The sequence below is a fragment of the Massilia aurea genome, from assembly GCF_024753205.1.
Classification (GTDB): Bacteria; Pseudomonadota; Gammaproteobacteria; order Burkholderiales; family Burkholderiaceae_D; genus Telluria; species Telluria aurea.
This window is the reverse complement of sequence record NZ_JANUGZ010000004.1, coordinates 571518-588582: the sequence shown is the minus strand read 5'-3', so window position 1 is coordinate 588582 and position 17065 is coordinate 571518. Positions and strand designations below refer to the sequence as shown.

The following is a 17065-nucleotide window of genomic DNA, read 5'->3' as shown; positions in this document are numbered from 1 at the left end:
ATGTCAGACCTGACCCTCGCTGTTGTGACACTCGCTGTTGTGACTGCTACCACTTGCAGCCGGTGTCGGTGATCGTATCGATTGCCAGCGGGATCAGGCGGATCAGATCCAGCTTGTCGCCGCCGGAATACTTGGTCTGGCAATCCGGGCGCTTCGCTTCGTTGATTGCCCGTGACAGTTTGTTGTCGTCGCGCGCGCGCATTTGTTCAGCGGTGCGCACGCGTTCCAGTGCGGTTGGCACCCGCTCTTTTTCCACCTGCCGGGCCAGGCCGCGCAGCGACTCCATGTCCAGTTTTCCGGTTGGTGCCGATGCCGATGCCGGCGCCGGCGCCGGCGCTGTCAAACTCTCGGTCGGCATGGCCGATGCAGCTTGCTCCGATGGCGTGATAATCGTCATCGGCTCAGGCGACGCTGGCATCGCACGCGGTGTGGCAATGCGGGGTGGCCGCACAACCTGGACAGCAACTGGTGGCGGCGCGCTGCGCGCCTGCGGTACCGGCACCGGTTTCTCCGGCGCCACGATGAACGCAAATGCGATGTAGTCGACCGGCGTGCTGGCGTTGTCAGGCCGGGGACTGGCGTAGTGCACCAAGGCGAGCACGAACAGCACGTGCGCCAGCACGATGAATGCGACGGAGCCGACGCGGCTTGTTGCGCCTTGCTCCTGCATCAGCATGGCATGCTGAAGGTTGGCGTCATCATATGACGCCCTTCCCGGCTGTACCGGCGGCTTCCCGGCACCCATGCCTGCGTGTATGACACCGCGATTGCCAGGCCAGCGAGTTCGCGCCAGGTCGTGGTGCGCAAAAGGGAAACAACGTGCATCTGGCGCATGGGCGGGAAATTGAACAAGTAAACCCGTCGATTACATCACGCCCTGCCGGGGCCGACAATGCCTGATGGCTGTCAGAGCGCAGATCATGCACCCGGCATGATGCTGACTCGATCCCACAATGACAAAAGCCAGGTTACCCGCAATGCGGTCAACCTGGCTTCTTGCAGCATCGGCGGCCAATGCCGCCAACACTTAAATGCGATTACTGCAGTTTGATTTCGACATCGACGCCAGCTGGCAGGTCGAGCTTCATCAGTGCGTCAACGGTCTTGTCGGTTGGGTCCACGATGTCCATCAGACGCTGGTGCGTACGGATTTCGAACTGGTCGCGCGAGGTCTTGTTCACGTGTGGCGAACGCAGCACGTCGAAACGCTGGATACGGGTTGGCAGTGGGACTGGGCCTTTGACGACGGCGCCGGTGCGCTTCGCGGTCTCGACGATTTCCAGGGCCGACTGGTCGATCAGCTTGTAGTCGAATGCTTTCAGGCGAATACGGATTTTCTGGTTAGCGGACATGCGATTTCCTTTAAAAGAACGTTCCGGCTTGGTGCCGGCAATGTGGTCGAGATACTTCGTTACTGCACAAGAGGCGGGAGTATAACATCGTTCCCACCCAAACAGATGGGGACAGACCGAAAAGTCTGTCCCCATCGTTGTGTCAATCAGACTCTCCCGAAAGAGAGCCGATCCACCATCTTGCCCTGATTAGTTAGGCAGGATTTTTGCAACAACGCCGGCGCCGACGGTACGGCCGCCTTCGCGGATTGCGAAGCGCAGACCTTCTTCCATCGCGATCGGGTTGATCAGCTTGACGGTGATCGACACGTTGTCGCCTGGCATGACCATTTCTTTGTCTGCTGGCAGCTCGATCGAACCGGTCACGTCAGTCGTACGGAAGTAGAACTGTGGACGATAGTTGTTGAAGAACGGGGTGTGACGGCCGCCTTCATCTTTCGACAGAACGTAGATCTCGCCGGTGAAGTGGTTGTGCGGCTTGATCGAACCTGGCTTTGCCAGGACCTGACCACGCTGGACATCTTCACGCTTGGTACCGCGCAGCAGCAGGCCGACGTTGTCGCCAGCTTGACCCTGGTCCAGCAGCTTGCGGAACATTTCCACGCCGGTGCAGGTGGTTTTGACGGTGTCGATGATGCCGACGATTTCGATTTCTTCGCCGACTTTGACAACGCCGCGCTCGACACGACCGGTCACAACGGTACCGCGACCCGAGATCGAGAACACGTCTTCCACTGGCATCAGGAACGCGCCATCAACAGCGCGCTCTGGCGTTGGGATGTAGGTGTCCAGTGCTTCGGCCAGACGGGTGATGCATTCTTCACCCATTTCGCCCGGCTTGCCTTCGAGGGCCATACGTGCCGAACCCTTGATGATTGGGACGTCGTCGCCTGGGAACTCGTACTTCGACAGAAGCTCACGAACTTCCATTTCGACCAGTTCCAGCAGTTCTGCGTCGTCGACCAGGTCGCACTTGTTCAGGAACACGATGATGTACGGAACGCCAACCTGACGCGCCAGCAGGATGTGCTCGCGGGTCTGTGGCATTGGGCCGTCAGCAGCCGAGCACACCAGGATCGCGCCGTCCATCTGCGCAGCACCGGTAATCATGTTCTTGATGTAGTCGGCGTGGCCTGGGCAGTCAACGTGAGCGTAGTGACGGTTTTCGGTCTCGTACTCAACGTGCGCGGTGTTGATGGTGATGCCGCGTGCTTTTTCTTCCGGTGCCGCATCGATCTGATCGTAGGCCTTGGCTTCACCGCCGAATTTCTTCGACAGGACAGTTGCGATAGCAGCCGTCAGGGTGGTTTTGCCGTGGTCAACGTGACCGATGGTGCCGACGTTGACGTGCGGCTTGGTCCGTTCGAATTTACCTTTTGCCATTTCCAGATTCCTTTAAAGAAACGATATGTTCTGTTTAAAGGGAGACAGGACGTCCCGTCTCCCTTGAATTGCTTGTATTGCTGATTACTTCGACTTGGCAGTGACGATGGCGTCAATCACGTGCTTAGGCGCTTCCGAATAGTGCTTGAATTCCATCGTGTAGGTCGCACGGCCCTGGGTCGCCGAACGCAGCGAGGTCGAGTAACCAAACATTTCCGACAGTGGCACTTCGGCTTTGATGATCTTGCCGCCGCCGCCTGGAATTTCATCCATGCCCTGCACCATACCGCGACGCGACGACAGATCGCCCATCACCGAACCGGCGTAGTCTTCCGGCGTTTCGACTTCCACGGCCATCATCGGCTCGAGGATGACCGGGCTGGCCTTGCGGCAGCCGTCTTTGAACGCCATCGAACCGGCCATGCGGAATGCATTTTCGTTCGAGTCAACGTCGTGGTACGAACCGAAGGTCACGGTGACCTTGACGTCAACGACTGGGTAACCAGCCAGCACGCCCGAGGTCAGGGTTTCGCGCACACCTTTTTCGACTGCAGGGATGTATTCGCGAGGAATGACACCGCCCTTGATCGCGTCGACGAACTCAAAGCCTTTGCCCGGCTCTTGTGGCTCGATCGTCAGGACTGCGTGACCGTACTGACCACGACCGCCCGACTGCTTGACGAACTTGCCTTCGACGTCGGTGACTGCCTTGCGGATCGTTTCGCGGTATGCAACCTGTGGCTTGCCGACGGTTGCTTCCACGTTGAATTCGCGCTTCATGCGGTCAACGATAATTTCCAGGTGCAGCTCGCCCATACCACCGATGATGGTCTGGCCCGATTCTTCATCGGTACGCACGCGGAACGACGGATCTTCTTGTGCCAGGCGGTTCAGTGCCAGGCCCATTTTTTCCTGGTCGGCCTTGGTTTTTGGCTCGACTGCCTGCTGAATCACCGGCTCAGGGAAGACCATCTTTTCCAGCGTGATGATCGACGATGGATCGCACAGGGTTTCGCCCGTGGTTGCATCTTTCAGGCCGACCGCAGCGGCGATGTCGCCGGCGTGGACTTCCTTGATTTCTTCGCGCTGGTTAGCGTGCATCTGCAGAATACGACCAAGACGCTCTTTCTTGTTCTTGATCGGATTGTAGACGGTGTCGCCCGACTTGATCGTGCCCGAGTAGACGCGGAAGAAGATCAGCTGACCAACGAACGGGTCGGTCATGATCTTGAATGCCAGCGCCGAGAACTTCTCGTCGTCTTCTGCCTTGCGGGTGACTGGCTGGTCATCTTCATCGGTACCCGTGACTGGCGGGATGTCGATTGGCGATGGCAGGTATTCGATCACGCCGTCGAGCATGGCTTGCACGCCCTTGTTCTTGAACGCGGTACCGCACATCATCGGGACGATTTCCGACGCGATGGTACGCTGGCGCAGAGCGGCCTTGATCTCTTCTTCCGAGAGGTCGCCTTCTTCCAGGTACTTGTTCATCAGCTCTTCGGTCGCTTCAGCAGCGGTCTCGACGAGCTTTTCACGCCATTCGTTGGCTTCGTCCTGCAGTTCTGCAGGAATGTCGCGGTAGTCGAACTTCATGCCCTGCGACGCGTCGTCCCAGTACACGGCCTTCATCTTGACCAGATCGACCACGCCCAGGAAGTTCTCTTCGGCGCCGATCGGGATCTGCAGCGGAATCGGGTTTGCCTTCAGGCGAGCACGCATCTGCTCGTAGACCTTGAAGAAGTTCGCGCCGGTACGGTCCATCTTGTTGACGAAGGCCAGACGTGGAACTTTGTACTTGTTAGCCTGACGCCACACGGTTTCCGACTGTGGCTGCACGCCGCCGACTGCACAGTAAACCATGCAGGCGCCGTCGAGCACGCGCATCGAGCGTTCGACTTCAATCGTGAAGTCAACGTGGCCCGGGGTGTCGATGATGTTGATGTGGTGTGGGGCGAAGTTGTTGGCCATACCGCTCCAGAAGCAGGTCGTCGCTGCCGAGGTAATGGTAATGCCGCGCTCTTGCTCTTGCTCCATCCAGTCCATCGTCGCTGCGCCATCGTGCACTTCGCCGATTTTGTGGTTGACGCCCGTGTAGAACAGGACGCGCTCGGTGGTGGTGGTTTTACCAGCATCGATGTGAGCCGAAATACCGATGTTGCGGTAGCGCTCGATGGGGGTCTTGCGTGCCATAATTTTTCCTAAATCTTTGAATGGACAAAACCGAGCATCATCTTGATGATCAAAATGAGCCCGGCCTGAACAACAGATACTACGGGGACGTTAGCACAAGGAAATAATCCCCCTACCTTCGCCCTTTTGCTTAGAAGCGGAAGTGCGAGAACGCCTTGTTCGCTTCTGCCATACGGTGCACTTCGTCACGACGCTTCATCGCGCCGCCGCGGCCTTCAGCCGCTTCCAGCAGTTCACCACCCAGACGTTGCGGCATGGATTTTTCGCTGCGCTTGTTTGCGGCTTCGCGCAACCAACGCATGGACAGCGCCATACGACGAACCGGACGAACTTCCACTGGCACCTGGTAGTTGGCGCCACCGACACGGCGGGACTTGACTTCCACCAGCGGCTTAGCGTTGTTGATCGCGGTCGTGAACACTTCCAGCGGGTCTTTGCCCGACTTGGATTGAATGTGTTCGAATGCACCGTAGATGATGTTTTCTGCAACCGACTTTTTGCCGGACAGCATCAGAACGTTGACGAATTTGGCGACATCCTGGTTACCGAATTTTGGATCCGGCAGGATTTCGCGCTTGGGTACTTCACGACGACGTGGCATTTCGATTCCTTCATGTCTTCAGTTGAGTGCACGCTGTGCACTCGCGAAAGGCCCTCTTGACCCTTCACTTACTCGGCCTTGCGGCCGGCTCAACTTATCTAATTAATGTGACGTGTCTGTGACACGACCATAGAATTACTTCTTGGCAGCCTTGGCACGCTTCGCGCCGTACTTCGAGCGAGCTTGCTTACGGTCTTTGACGCCCTGGGTATCCAGTGCACCGCGAACCATGTGGTAACGCACACCTGGCAAGTCTTTAACACGACCGCCGCGCAGCAGCACGACACTGTGTTCTTGCAGGTTGTGGCCTTCACCGCCGATGTACGAAATGACTTCGAAACCGTTGGTCAGACGCACTTTGGCGACTTTACGCAGCGCCGAGTTTGGCTTCTTAGGCGTGGTGGTGTACACACGGGTGCACACGCCGCGCTTTTGCGGGCAGTTTTCCAGTGCCGGCGACTTGCTCTTCACAACCGCAGCTTCACGCGGTTTGCGAATCAGTTGATTGATGGTTGGCATCGTTCCTAATCCAACAAAGTACTACTCATTAATGACCCGAACCTGCAAGGTGCTGATCCGGGGACTGAAACCTAGTCCCGATGACAATGACAAAGACAGGCGACGAAAGCCACTCGGCAAATGGAGCGGCTGCGAATGCGTATACGATGTGCAGAATAAATCGAGAACCTGCGAGTATAGACGCATTGTGATGATGGGTCAACCAGTTTGCTGATTTTGCAGGCAGTAGTTCGCCATCTTGACGCAGACCGTGGTCGATGTGGCATCACTGCTACAACTCGGCGTGGCGGGCGATCTCGACAAACGCATCCAGGTAGGTGGTGCCGGCATCGACCTCGCGCGTGCCCAGGAAAATCTGCTTGAACACGCCCGCCTCCCCCAGCCGCACGGGCGCTACCGGCATGCGGCCCGCGTACTCCTCGACCAGCCAGCGCGGCAGCGCCGCCACGCCGCGGCCGCTGGCCACCATCTGCAGCATGATGTCGGTAGTCTCGATCGCCTTGCGCTCGCGCGGCGCGCAGCCGGCCGGCACGAAGAACTGATTATAGATGTCGAGCCGCTCGATATCGACCGGGTACGTGATCAGGACCTCATCGGACAGGTCGCGCGGCGCCGCATGTGCGCGCCCCGCCAGCGGATGGCCGCTGTGCACCACCAGCACCTGCTCGAAGTCGAACACGGGCACGAAGCGCAGCCCCGGCTTGAACAGCGGATCGGGCGTGACGAGCAGGTCGATCTCGTAGCCCAGCAGCGCTTTCAGGCCGCCGAACTGGAAGCGCTGCTTGACGTCGACATCCACCTCGGGCCACGCCGCCAGGTAGGGCTCGACCACTTTCAGCAGCCACTGGTAGCAGGGATGGCACTCCATCCCGATGCGCAGCGACCCGCGCTCGCCACGCGCGTAGGCCAGCATCTGGCCTTCAGCGTGTTCAAGCTGCGGCAGCACCCGCTCGGCCAGCGCCAGCAGCGCGTGGCCGGCCTGGGTCAGGCGCAGCGAGCGGCCCTCGCGCGTCCACACTGGCGTACCCAGCCCCACTTCGAGCTTCTTGACCGCGTGGCTCAGCGCCGACTGAGTCAGGCACAGCACGTCGGCGGCAGCGGTCAGCGAACCGCGGCGATCGACCTCGCGGATGATGGACAGGTGAATACGTTCGATCATGGGCAGGCGCAGAATGGATGGATGGGCATATCGATGTGGCCGGGCCAGCCATCAAGGTGCGGGCGCGCTGCCCTGCTGCAAAAAGTCGGCGATCGACTTCACCAGCAAGGGCGAGACCGGCAGGCTCGGGTCGCCATAGCTGGCCACCTGCAGTTCCGGCACCGCGCGTACATGCTTGAACACGTGGTTCATGCCCGGAATGATCGCCAGCTTCGCCCCCGGGCGGGCGCCGTGCAGCCGGTTGGCCTGCACCACGTCCACCTGGATATCGGTATTGCCCTGCACGACCAGCACCGGCATCGTCAGCTCCGCGATGCGCTGCGCCGGCACATACTTGAACCACGAAATCAGATACGGCTGCACGCTCGGCCGGAACAGCGTCGCCAGCGCCGGCGGCACCGGATCGACGACCACGCCGCTCTCCAGCGACACCAGAATACGCTCGCTTTCCTTCTCCAGCTCGGGTGGCAGTTTGCCTTCGAGCTGTTTGCGCAGCAGGGTCGAGGCACCATCGGCAATGCCGGCAATCGACACGAATGCCGCCGCATCGGCCTGCCGCGCCGCCAGCATGCCGATCAGCGAGCCTTCGCTGTGCCCGATCACGGCCACTGATGCGAAGCGCGGATCGGCCTTGAGTCGGGCAATCCAGGCCGCCGCATCGTCGACGAACATCTCGAAGCGCAGCGCCGATTCGGCAGGACCGGCCGCATGGCTGCCACCGATGCCGCGCTTGTCATAGCGGACCGTCGCGATGCCGGCGTCGGCCAGCCCGGCCGCCAGCAGCTTGAGACTGTCGTTGCGGCCCGGGATCATCGAGCTGTTGCCGTCACGGTCGGTCGGGCCCGAACCGGCGATCAGCAAGGCCACGCGCGGCTTGTCGGCCCCCGCCGGCAGTTCGAGCGTGCCGGCCAGCTGCCCGGTGGGCGTGTCGAGCGTGATCTGCGTCTCGGCGGCATAGGCCTGTGACGCGATACCACCGATGAGCAGCAACAGGCTGCAAAGACGAACGGCAAAGTTGGCGGACATGGTATCCCTCATGCGTGATTGGACTGCGCTTTCAGGCCGCGGCGGCAACAATGCCCTGCTCACGGCAAAATTCGATGATGCGCTGCAGCGCGGCTTCGGCCTCGTGCTCTTCCAGGCCGATGCCGAAGTGATAGCGATGGGTGGCGGTATCGATCTCGATGCGGCCCTGGCCAAACCCCAGCGCATCCCATTTGCCCTCCGGTGTCCATGCCTCATGTTTGGGTAACAGGCGCACGGCGCGTATCTCGTGGACCATGAGCGCCAGCGGCACCGACGACGGCAGGCTGCCTTCGCGCGCAATGTACAGCGCATCCCGGAACACGAAATTGCGATACAGCGCCCACGCCGCCAGGACCATGATGACCAGCGCGCACACCGTCAGCAGCATGAATCCGAACGACGGATCGTGTTGCCAGCCATTGCCCAGGCCGGACGCCACGACCCAGACGAAGATCACCGACATGAATGCCGGGAAGCCCCGTTTCTGGGTGGGACAAACGATATGCAGGGTAGGACTGGGGCGCATTCCTCTTCTTCGGCGGCGACAATGACCGCGCACGATACCATTTTCGCGGCAGTGCAGCGAAATCAGGCGTGCTGCAGGCGCCCCGCGAACCAGCCCAGCTCTCCGGCCAGGGCAGCGCGGATCGGCCCCGGGGTGAGGCCCGTCCAGCGCTTGAACGAGCGCCGGAAGTTGGCCACGTCATGAAAGCCCAGGTGGCGCGCCACCGCGTCATTGTCGGCTCCCTCGGCCTGGAACAGCCACAGCGCCACATGCGTGCGCACCTGATCGAGCTCTCCCTGGAAATGGGTGTGATGACGCAGCAACTGACGCTTGAAGGTGGCCGGGCTGACGCCGAAGTCGCCCGCCGTGCGCTCGAGCGTGGGCGCGTCGCGCACGCGCGCCAGCAGGTAATCGTAGAACGCCGCCAGCAGGCCGGGCGCCTCGCGGGGTTCCAGTTCGGCCGCCTGATGCGCCAGGCGCGCCGCCATCTCGCTGGCGCGCGGCCATGGCCGGTCGAGCCAGCTGGATGGCAGCAGCATCGCGTCGAGCTGGCAGCCGAAACGCAGCTCGGCGCCAAGATGCACATGATGCTGCTCGATGTGGCGCGGCGCGCCGCGATTGAAGCAGAAGCGCCATGGCAGGCGCTCGCCGCCCAGCCAGCGGCACAGCGCCACTACGGCCGTCATGTGCATTTCGACCAGCGCCGGCCGGAGGCTCGGCGCGCCATACGCATCGACCCAGTACAGCAGCGCCACATCGTCCCAGGTCTCGAAGCGCGGACGCAGCAGCGGCGTCAGGCCGGCATGGAAGCGGCACAGGGTCTGCAGCAGCGTGCGCAGGTTGGGCGCCTGCGCCAGCGCGTGGCTGGCCGCACCGTCGTGCCCCGGCAGCAGTTGCTGGCCCAGCATGAAGCTGGTGTCCGGGCTGTCCAGCAGGCGCAGGGTGTTCGCCAGCTGCTGCAGATACTGGCCAGGGGTCGTTGCGCTGTCCGCGCCCGGATCGCATCCACGCAGCAGGTCGGCGTCAAGCGCATCGCGCGAGCGGCCATATTCCAGTGCCAGCGCGCTGTGCCGGCGCGCCGCGGGCGAAGCTGCCGTGGCGGCCTGCCAGGCGATCACGCGGGGTCCATCTGGCGGTCCATCTGGCGGCATAGGGTAGCCAGCAGCGCATCGGGCGCGCCGCGCGCCGGCGCGCAGCCATGGCGCAGCGTGATGTGCACCCGGCCGCCCGGTGCGTGGTGGCGCATCGACGACACCATGCGGCACAGATGGTCGGCGGCGGCGCGCGCCTCGGGTTCGGCCAGGCCCGGCATCAGCACGGCAAAGCGGTCGCCCGCATAGCGGCATAGCAGGTCGTCGTTGCGCAGGTTCAGCAGCAGCATGTGGGCGACGGCCTGCAGCGCGCGGTCGCCCTCGGGCTGGCCATGCTTGCGGTTGATGCGGTGGAAGGCGTCGATATCGAACAGCACCAGCGAGCCAACGCCGTCCGTCCGCTTGCTCTCGATGTGCAGTTGCGCGCGCAGGTAGGCCGCGTCGGCCAGCTGGGTGATGCGGTCGAATGGCCGGTGGTTGCGAAACAGCCGTTCGCGCTTGCGCATATGGTCCGACAGCGTGGCCTGCTCGCGCCGCCAATACACCATGCCGGCAGTCAGGACCAGCATCCCCAGCGGCAGCAGCGCCTCCAGCACGTTGTCCCACAGCGCAGATTTCTCGACATCGAACACTTCATCCAGGCAGTCGGCCCACGACCCCAGCATGATGCAGGCCAGGCCACCGGCCAGCAGGCGCGTGACCACCCCGTCGGGCCGGCTGGCCAGCACCAGTCCGCACCACAGCGCCGCCAGCAGGGCCGTGCCGCCCTCGCTGGCGATGTCCACCAGGTCCCATGCTGCGAACGGGATGGCCGGACCGGCGCCGGTAAACAGGAACACGACGGCGCCGAGCAGGCCGGCGATCAACAGAGCTTGGCGAATCAGGGGAGACATGGGCGGCGCGGTCAGGAAAGATCGCCGGAACATAGCGCAACCAGATGACCGCAGGATGACAGGATGGCAAAGCTGTGGCGCCGCGGCACAGGGTCAAAACAGCTCACCGTGATCCGTACTGCGCATCCCGGCGCGGCTCCCGTCCCATGGTATCGCCAGAACCGGCAGGGTCAATTCGGCTCAGGCACACCGTGCACCGCGCCAGATACCGGATAGCGACCGATCGTGGTCACCGATAGGTCACATTCAGGCACCAGAATCCGCCGCATCCCAACCTATTGGACTGCCCCCATGCGCCACTTTGCCCTCCCCGCTCTTACCGCCGGCCTGCTGGCCACCGCTGGCGTACATGCCGCCGAACCGGCCAGCGTGATCGTCACCGGCCAGCGCGCCAGCCTGGCGCGCGCCATCGCCGCCCAGGAGCAGGCTGACAATATCGTCAGTGTCGTCAGCAGCGACGATATCGGCCACCTGCCGGACAAGAACGCGGCCGAGGCGCTGGCACGCATGCCGGGCGTGTCGGTCCAGCGCGACCAGGGCGAAGGCCGCTACGTCGTCGTGCGCGGCCTGGATGCGGACTACAACAGCGTGACCATCAACGGCGCGCTTGTACCGTCGCCGGAAGCGACGCGCCGCGCGGTGGCGCTGGACGTGCTGCCGGCCGGGATGATCCGCTCGCTCGAAGTGACCAAGTCGGCCACGCCGGACCAGGATGCGAACTCGCTCGGCGGCAGCGTGGAGGTCAAGACCTTGTCCGCGTTCGACCTGCCGGGCAAATTACTGAACGTCGGCGCTGCGGTCGGCCACGACACCAACACGAGCCAGAACAGCCCAAGCGCCAACCTGCTCTGGGCCCAGCGCTTCATGGACGGCAAACTTGGCGTGGCCGCCGGCATCTCGGGCGAAAAGCGCAAGTTCGGCTCGGACAACGTGGAAACGGGCGGCGACTGGAACGGCAAGCGCCTCGCCGGCTTCGAGCTGCGCGACTACCTGCCCACGCGCGAACGCAGCGCCGGCGCCATCAATCTCGATTACCGCCCGGACGCCGCCACGAGCTACGCGCTGCGCGGCTTCATCAGCCGCTTCTCGGACGAAGAATCGCGCGACCGCATGACGATCGGCGACTTCGAAGGCAATGAAGACGGCGTGCTCGAAGGTGAAACAGATACTGCCACCGTCGAGCGTCGCCTGCGCCAGCGCAAGTACACGCAAGAGATCCGCTCGCTCACCGCTTCGCTCGATCGCCGCATGGGCCAGTACTGGAAGCTGCATGCCGAAGCGGCGGCCAGCAGCGCCACCGACAAGACGCCGGGCGCGATTGCCGATGCGCGCTTCACCAATCTCGAGAGCTTCGATGGCATCGGCTTTACCAATCCCCGCATGCCGCACCTGATCGCGCCTGCTGGCGTGGCCGACGCCGCCAACTACGAACTCGATTCGTTCGCGCTCGAACGCGCCTCGGCCAAAGACAGCACCCGCCAGCTGCGCCTGGACCTGCAGCGCGACTTCGACGCCGGCGACTGGAACGGCGCCGTCAAGTTCGGCGCCAAGACCACGCGCCGCGACAAGAAGACCGACACCGAGGCCTGGGAATACGGCAGCGACGACCCGACCGACGGCGATTACTTCGGCGCCGGCCCGACCTCGATGAGCGCATTCGTCAATGGCTCGCGCCTGGACTACCCGTTCGGCAATCTCGGTTATGCCATTGATCCGGCCCTGGTGCGTGCGCGCCTGGCCAATCTGGCGCGCGACCCGGCCCGCGTGGCCGTCGATTCGGCGCTGGACGACTTCAAGCTGCAGGAAGACATCGACGCCGCCTACCTGCAAACGAGCCTGCGCCGCGGCGCCTGGTCGCTGCTGGCCGGCGTACGCGCCGAGCACACGCGCTTTAGCGCCGACGGCTCGCAAGTGGCCGACGACGACATCACACCGCGATCAAGCAGCCGTTCATACACCAACTGGCTGCCGGGCGTTCACCTGCGCTTTGACGTCGACCAGGCCACCAGCGTGCGCGCCGCATGGAGCAACTCGGTCGTGCGCGCCAACTTCGCCCAGCTGGCGCCGGGCGTGAGCCTGGACGGCGACGACGAAGCGACGATCGGCAACCCTGACCTGGCGCCGCTGCGCTCGCACAATCTGGACCTGGGCATCGAGCGCGTGATCGGCGGCGATGGCGTGGTTTCGGCCTATGTCTTCACCAAGGCCATCCGCGACTTCACCTACACCACGGATCTCGCCGGCAGTGGCGCCTGGGCCGACTACAGCAGCGCGATCTCGTACAAGAATGGCGACAAGGCCCGCGTGCGCGGCATCGAACTGGCGTGGCAGCAGCCGCTGCGCATGCTGCCCGCACCGTTCAACGGTCTGCTGGTCGGCATCAACGGCAGCATCACCAACTCGCGCGCCACGATCGACAGCGCCGATGGCGACGGTGGCCGCGCCGCGCGTACGATCCGCATGCCGGGCCAGTCGAACCGCGTCGGCAACGTGATGCTCGGCTACGAAGCCGGTCCGTTCAGCGCGCGCCTGGCAATGAACTACAAGTCGCCGTACCTGCTGGAGCTGGGCGAGGATACGCTGGACGCGACACAAGACCGCTTCGTCGATACCCAGAAGCAGCTGGACCTGTCGATGTCGTGGAAGCTGGACAAGCGCTGGCAGGTCACGTTCGACGCCAGCAACCTGAATAACGAACATTACTATGTGTACCTGGGCGACAAGTCGCGCAATGCGCAGCACGAACAATACGGCCGCACCTACAAGATCGGCCTGAAAGCGAGCATCTTCTGATGAACAAGACCGTTTCTCCGATCCTGAACGCCGTCCTGCTGGCCTGCTCCCTGGCCGCGCCGGCATGGGGCGCTGCACCAACGGTGCCGGCCACGCTGAACGACGCCGAAGAACTGGCCGCGCTGCCCGGCGGCGGCTGGCTGGCCTTGGACAAGCGCGCGCTGCGACTGGTCGGTGCCGATGGCCGTGAACGCGCCAGCCTGCCACTGCGTGGCGAACGACTCGACCTGCGCCCGCTGGATGGCGGCGCGCTGGCCATCGTCGTCGATGCCAACGCCGAACGCGCGCTGCCGGTGCGGATCGATGTCAAGGCCGGCACGCTGCGCGCACTGCCCGTGCTGCCGGACACGGGCTTCGGCATCGAAGCGGCCTGCCTGTACCGCGATGCGCAGCAGCTCGACTACGTGTTCCTCGTCGCGAAAGATGGCCAGGCGCAGCAATGGCTGCTGGGTAGCGGCGGTAGCGGGGGTAGTGGCACTAGCAACGAGCACCGTCTGGTGCGCCGCCTGGCGCTGCCATCCGGCGTCGAGGTGTGCCGCGTCGACGATGCGCATGGCACGCTGTTCGCGGCCGAGGAAGGTATGGGCCTGTGGGCGTATGGCGCCGATGCCGAAGGCCCGCCGGCCCGCGCCCCAGTGGCGCTGCAGGCGCCGCACGGTCGCTTGACAGGTGAACTGACGGCGCTGGCGGTGCTGCCGGGCGGCGTTGCCGCGATCGACGACAAGGGCGCACTGCTGACCTGGAAGCGTGACGGCAAGCGCTGGCGCGCGCTGTCGGCCCGCCCGCTCGGCGCGCAGCAACTGGTGGCGCTGGCGCCGGCGTCCGACAAGCTGGCCGTGCGCACGAAGCAAGGCTGGCAAACCCCGGCGCTGGCCTGGAAGGCCGGCAGTGCGCCGCCCAAACGTCTGCCGATCGTACTGCCCCGCATGCAGACCGAACCCGTCGCGCAGCTGGGCGATGCGGCCGACGATCCGGCGATCTGGATTCACCCGACCGATCCTGCAAAGTCGCGCATCCTGGGCACCAACAAGAAACAGGGCATGCTGGTATATGACCTGCAGGGCCGTCAGACGCAACTGCTCGCAGCCGGCCGCCTGAACAACGTCGACCTGCGCCAGGACGTGCGCTTCGGCGCGGAACGCTTTGACCTGGCCGTGGCCACCCAGCGCGACGAGCAGGCGATGGTGCTGTTTGCGATCGATGCACAGGGCGAGCTGCGCGAAGCGGCGCGCCTGCCCACCGGCCTGGGCGACATCTACGGCACCTGCCTGCTGCGCACGCCCGAAGGTGGGCTCGACGCGTTCGTCAACGACAAGGACGGCCGCTACGAGCACTACCAGATCACGCGCAGTGGCGGCCAGTTCGGCGCGCGGCTGGCACGCACGTTCAAGCTCGCATCGCAGCCGGAAGGTTGCGTCGCAGACGACCGCAGCGGTCTGCTGTTCGTGGGCGAAGAAGACCGCGGCCTGTGGGTGACGTCGGCGCGCGCCGACCAGCCGGCTACGCTGAAGATGATCATGCCGGTCGGCGAATGGCTGCACGACGATGTCGAAGGCATGGGCATCTACCACGGCGCAAAACGCAGCTATCTGGTGGTGTCGAGCCAGGGCAACAACAGCTACGTGGTGTTCGATGCGGCGGCGCCGTTTGCCATGCGCGGTGCGTTCCGGGTGGGTCTCGATGCGATCAACGGCATCGATGGCGCGTCCGAGACCGATGGACTCGACGTAACGTCGGCCAATCTGGGCGGCTCGTTCGCGCGCGGCATGCTGGTGGTGCACGACGGCTACAAGCGCATGCCGGACGGGGCGCAGAACTACAAGGCCGTGGCGTGGGACGATATCGCCAGGGCTTTGCAGCTCGACTAATGCTGCTAGACCGAGAACGCCTGACAAAACCGTTCGACATACCGCCAACAGATGAGCGAGCAGGCAAGTGAAAGGAACGCCTGATGGATGTCTGCTCGCCGCTCATGTCGTATGCGCAGTCTGCGAAAGCGGGGTAGTCTCGTATCTATCTCGGAAAGTCACAGGACGTTCTATTTCATAGTGCGTAGTGGGATGTAAGCATCCAATTGCACTTAACGCGACGTGGAAACACTGCTGCAAAACCTTTGCCGATACGCAAGCGGGCTGGTGGATACGAATCGGCGAAAATGCCGACGCAACGATTCTTCTGAGCCGAATCCCGCGAGTTCGGCTACCTGTGCCAGAGGCGTGTCGGGTACCTCCAGCAGGTCTTTGGCAATCGCCACCCGTTCTCGGATCAGCCAGTTGATCGGTCCCAGTCCGGTCGCGTCCTGGAACTGGCGCTGCAAAGTGCGCGGGCTCATCAAAGCACGTTGCGCCATTGAGGTGACCGTATGCGGCAGCGCCGGATGTGCGCGCAGCCAGTCCATCAATTTCGCTAGTCGACCGCCCACATCGTGCGCCATCGGGCGCGGCACAAACTGGGCTTGCCCGCCCTCCCGATGGGGCGCGACGACCAGCCGTTGCGCCACTAGATTGCCAACCTTGGCCCCATAGTCACGGCGTACCAGATGCAACAGCATGTCTAGGCCGGCGGCCGAACCGGCAGAGGTAATGATTTGTCCCGCATCGACATACAATGAGTCCGCCTGTACATCGATGGATGGATGACGTTGTGCCAGACGTTCGGCATAACGCCAATGTGTGGTCGCGCGCTTGCCGTCGAGGACCCCGGCCGCAGCCAGGATAAAGACGCCGGAGCAAATCGAGCACAGACGGGCACCGCGCTGGTAGGCCGCACGAATCTTGTCCAGCAAAGCGGCGGACGGTAATTCATCAGCATCTCGCCAGCCGGGAATGATGATCGTGTCAGCGCGGTCGAGCAAATCCAGAGTAAACGGGGCAAGCACCGAAATGCCGCCAGCAGCACGGATCGGCCCCGATTCAGCCGCGCAGACGGCGAACTCATACCAAGGCACCCCCAGTTCCGGACGATCGAGCGCGAAAAGTTCGACAGTGCACCCGAATTCAAATGTACAGAGCTGGTCATAGGCGAGTGCGACGACAAGATGTTTTTTCATGGCGCGATGTTACCGGATATTGACGTTTGCGCCACTACCGAGACAAGACGATGAGATCGATAATCTTCTTACACTAACTAACCTTGAGTTCGACGATGTCCATAGTCACTGATGTAGCTGCAGCACCAAACGCCATTGCGCTTGCCCACTTTGAATCAATTCTGCAATTCGAAACGGATTGTTGGGACGTCCACCATGCACTCTCCACTGGCACCCATGATTTCGTCCTGCTCGATGTGCGCGGACCAGATCAGTTTGCCGCTGCCCACATTGACGGAGCCAACCATCTTCCGCATGGAAAAATAATTAACGCAAAGCTGGCCCAGTATCCTGCTGAGACGGTCTTCGTTGCGTATTGCGCCGGCCCGCATTGCAACGGTGCAGCGCGCGCGGCAATCCGTTTGGCAAGGCTCGGACGCGCCGTCAAAATTATGCCAGGAGGAATTACAGGCTGGATCGACGAAGGATTTGCGCTGGTAAATTCGTCACCTGCAGCTGCCTGAG

The 17065-nt window shown here is 62.9% G+C and carries 15 protein-coding genes and 1 pseudogene; 3 read left to right on the top strand and 13 right to left on the bottom strand.

Translation table 11 applies throughout. The annotated features are described in order from the left end of the window. Positions 1 to 46: 46 nt before the first annotated feature. From NX775_RS17630 to NX775_RS17580, 11 genes are all read right to left on the bottom strand, one after another. A complete protein-coding gene (locus tag NX775_RS17630; RefSeq protein WP_258837165.1) occupies positions 47 to 676 on the bottom strand; it encodes a hypothetical protein in 630 nt (209 codons plus the stop codon). A 361-nt stretch (positions 677 to 1037) separates the two neighbouring features. Further along, complete coding sequence (gene rpsJ / locus NX775_RS17625) at positions 1038 to 1352, bottom strand: 30S ribosomal protein S10 (protein ID WP_183554295.1); 315 nt, start codon at positions 1350 to 1352, stop codon at positions 1038 to 1040. 189 nt (positions 1353 to 1541) lie between these two features. After that, the gene (gene tuf / locus NX775_RS17620; RefSeq protein WP_183554297.1) at positions 1542 to 2735 is read right to left on the bottom strand and encodes an elongation factor Tu; all 1194 of its coding nucleotides are present in this window, start codon (positions 2733 to 2735) and stop codon (positions 1542 to 1544) included. A gap of 84 nt (positions 2736 to 2819) precedes the next feature. Next, positions 2820 to 4925 carry an elongation factor G gene (gene fusA, locus NX775_RS17615; protein ID WP_258837164.1) on the bottom strand — a complete coding sequence of 702 codons (2106 nt, stop codon included), beginning with the start codon at positions 4923 to 4925 and terminating at the stop codon, positions 2820 to 2822. Between the two features lie 130 nt (positions 4926 to 5055). Then, positions 5056 to 5526 (bottom strand): 30S ribosomal protein S7, encoded by a 471-nt coding sequence (gene rpsG, locus NX775_RS17610; RefSeq protein WP_183554302.1) that lies wholly within the window; start codon positions 5524 to 5526, stop codon positions 5056 to 5058. A gap of 135 nt (positions 5527 to 5661) precedes the next feature. Continuing rightward, complete coding sequence (gene rpsL / locus NX775_RS17605) at positions 5662 to 6045, bottom strand: 30S ribosomal protein S12 (protein ID WP_005663517.1); 384 nt, start codon at positions 6043 to 6045, stop codon at positions 5662 to 5664. 271 nt (positions 6046 to 6316) lie between these two features. Then, positions 6317 to 7204 (bottom strand): LysR family transcriptional regulator, encoded by an 888-nt coding sequence (locus NX775_RS17600; RefSeq protein ID WP_183554304.1) that lies wholly within the window; start codon positions 7202 to 7204, stop codon positions 6317 to 6319. Positions 7205 to 7255: 51 nt separating this feature from the next. Next, complete coding sequence (locus NX775_RS17595) at positions 7256 to 8230, bottom strand: alpha/beta hydrolase (protein ID WP_258837163.1); 975 nt, start codon at positions 8228 to 8230, stop codon at positions 7256 to 7258. Positions 8231 to 8261: 31 nt separating this feature from the next. After that, complete coding sequence (locus NX775_RS17590; RefSeq protein ID WP_258837162.1) at positions 8262 to 8756, bottom strand: hypothetical protein; 495 nt, start codon at positions 8754 to 8756, stop codon at positions 8262 to 8264. A 62-nt stretch (positions 8757 to 8818) separates the two neighbouring features. Next, positions 8819 to 9853 carry an AraC family transcriptional regulator gene (locus NX775_RS17585; protein WP_258837161.1) on the bottom strand — a complete coding sequence of 345 codons (1035 nt, stop codon included), beginning with the start codon at positions 9851 to 9853 and terminating at the stop codon, positions 8819 to 8821. Continuing rightward, positions 9850 to 10719 (bottom strand): GGDEF domain-containing protein, encoded by an 870-nt coding sequence (locus tag NX775_RS17580; RefSeq protein WP_258837160.1) that lies wholly within the window; start codon positions 10717 to 10719, stop codon positions 9850 to 9852. Before NX775_RS17580 ends, NX775_RS17585 begins: the two co-directional genes overlap by 4 nt. Positions 10720 to 11010: 291 nt before the next feature. Here NX775_RS17580 and NX775_RS17575 point away from each other — a divergent pair, with 291 nt between their 5' ends. Both NX775_RS17575 and NX775_RS17570 read left to right on the top strand, forming a co-directional pair. Beyond that, positions 11011 to 13512 carry a TonB-dependent receptor gene (locus NX775_RS17575; RefSeq protein ID WP_258837159.1) on the top strand — a complete coding sequence of 834 codons (2502 nt, stop codon included), beginning with the start codon at positions 11011 to 11013 and terminating at the stop codon, positions 13510 to 13512. Then, the gene (locus NX775_RS17570) at positions 13512 to 15380 is read left to right on the top strand and encodes a phytase (RefSeq protein WP_258837158.1); all 1869 of its coding nucleotides are present in this window, start codon (positions 13512 to 13514) and stop codon (positions 15378 to 15380) included. Before NX775_RS17575 ends, NX775_RS17570 begins: the two co-directional genes overlap by 1 nt. Before the next feature lie 5 nt (positions 15381 to 15385). On the opposite strand, the pseudogene NX775_RS17565 reads toward NX775_RS17570, so the two are convergent. Together NX775_RS17565 and ftrA are read right to left on the bottom strand one after the other, a co-directional pair. After that, positions 15386 to 15517, bottom strand: a pseudogene (locus NX775_RS17565) (IS5/IS1182 family transposase); the annotation flags it as partial. Between the two features lie 75 nt (positions 15518 to 15592). Next, positions 15593 to 16561 (bottom strand): transcriptional regulator FtrA, encoded by a 969-nt coding sequence (ftrA, locus tag NX775_RS17560; protein WP_258837157.1) that lies wholly within the window; start codon positions 16559 to 16561, stop codon positions 15593 to 15595. Between the two features lie 95 nt (positions 16562 to 16656). Between ftrA and NX775_RS17555 the strand changes: the two genes are divergently transcribed. Further along, positions 16657 to 17064 carry a rhodanese-like domain-containing protein gene (locus NX775_RS17555; protein WP_258837156.1) on the top strand — a complete coding sequence of 136 codons (408 nt, stop codon included), beginning with the start codon at positions 16657 to 16659 and terminating at the stop codon, positions 17062 to 17064. Position 17065: the final 1 nt, after the last annotated feature.

Excerpts from the sequence above, each read along its gene's own strand:
- NX775_RS17600 (WP_183554304.1), bottom strand. The coding sequence starts at position 7,204 with ATGATCGAACGTATTCACCTGTCCATCATCCGCGAGGTCGATCGCCGC.
- NX775_RS17630 (WP_258837165.1), bottom strand. The coding sequence starts at position 676 with ATGCTGATGCAGGAGCAAGGCGCAACAAGCCGCGTCGGCTCCGTCGCA.
- rpsL (WP_005663517.1), bottom strand. The coding sequence starts at position 6,045 with ATGCCAACCATCAATCAACTGATTCGCAAACCGCGTGAAGCTGCGGTT.
- fusA (WP_258837164.1), bottom strand. The coding sequence starts at position 4,925 with ATGGCACGCAAGACCCCCATCGAGCGCTACCGCAACATCGGTATTTCG.
- NX775_RS17595 (WP_258837163.1), bottom strand. The coding sequence starts at position 8,230 with ATGTCCGCCAACTTTGCCGTTCGTCTTTGCAGCCTGTTGCTGCTCATC.
- rpsG (WP_183554302.1), bottom strand. The coding sequence starts at position 5,526 with ATGCCACGTCGTCGTGAAGTACCCAAGCGCGAAATCCTGCCGGATCCA.
- NX775_RS17580 (WP_258837160.1), bottom strand. The coding sequence starts at position 10,719 with ATGTCTCCCCTGATTCGCCAAGCTCTGTTGATCGCCGGCCTGCTCGGC.
- NX775_RS17590 (WP_258837162.1), bottom strand. The coding sequence starts at position 8,756 with ATGCGCCCCAGTCCTACCCTGCATATCGTTTGTCCCACCCAGAAACGG.
- ftrA (WP_258837157.1), bottom strand. The coding sequence starts at position 16,561 with ATGAAAAAACATCTTGTCGTCGCACTCGCCTATGACCAGCTCTGTACA.
- NX775_RS17570 (WP_258837158.1), top strand. The coding sequence starts at position 13,512 with ATGAACAAGACCGTTTCTCCGATCCTGAACGCCGTCCTGCTGGCCTGC.
- rpsJ (WP_183554295.1), bottom strand. The coding sequence starts at position 1,352 with ATGTCCGCTAACCAGAAAATCCGTATTCGCCTGAAAGCATTCGACTAC.
- NX775_RS17575 (WP_258837159.1), top strand. The coding sequence starts at position 11,011 with ATGCGCCACTTTGCCCTCCCCGCTCTTACCGCCGGCCTGCTGGCCACC.
- tuf (WP_183554297.1), bottom strand. The coding sequence starts at position 2,735 with ATGGCAAAAGGTAAATTCGAACGGACCAAGCCGCACGTCAACGTCGGC.
- NX775_RS17555 (WP_258837156.1), top strand. The coding sequence starts at position 16,657 with ATGTCCATAGTCACTGATGTAGCTGCAGCACCAAACGCCATTGCGCTT.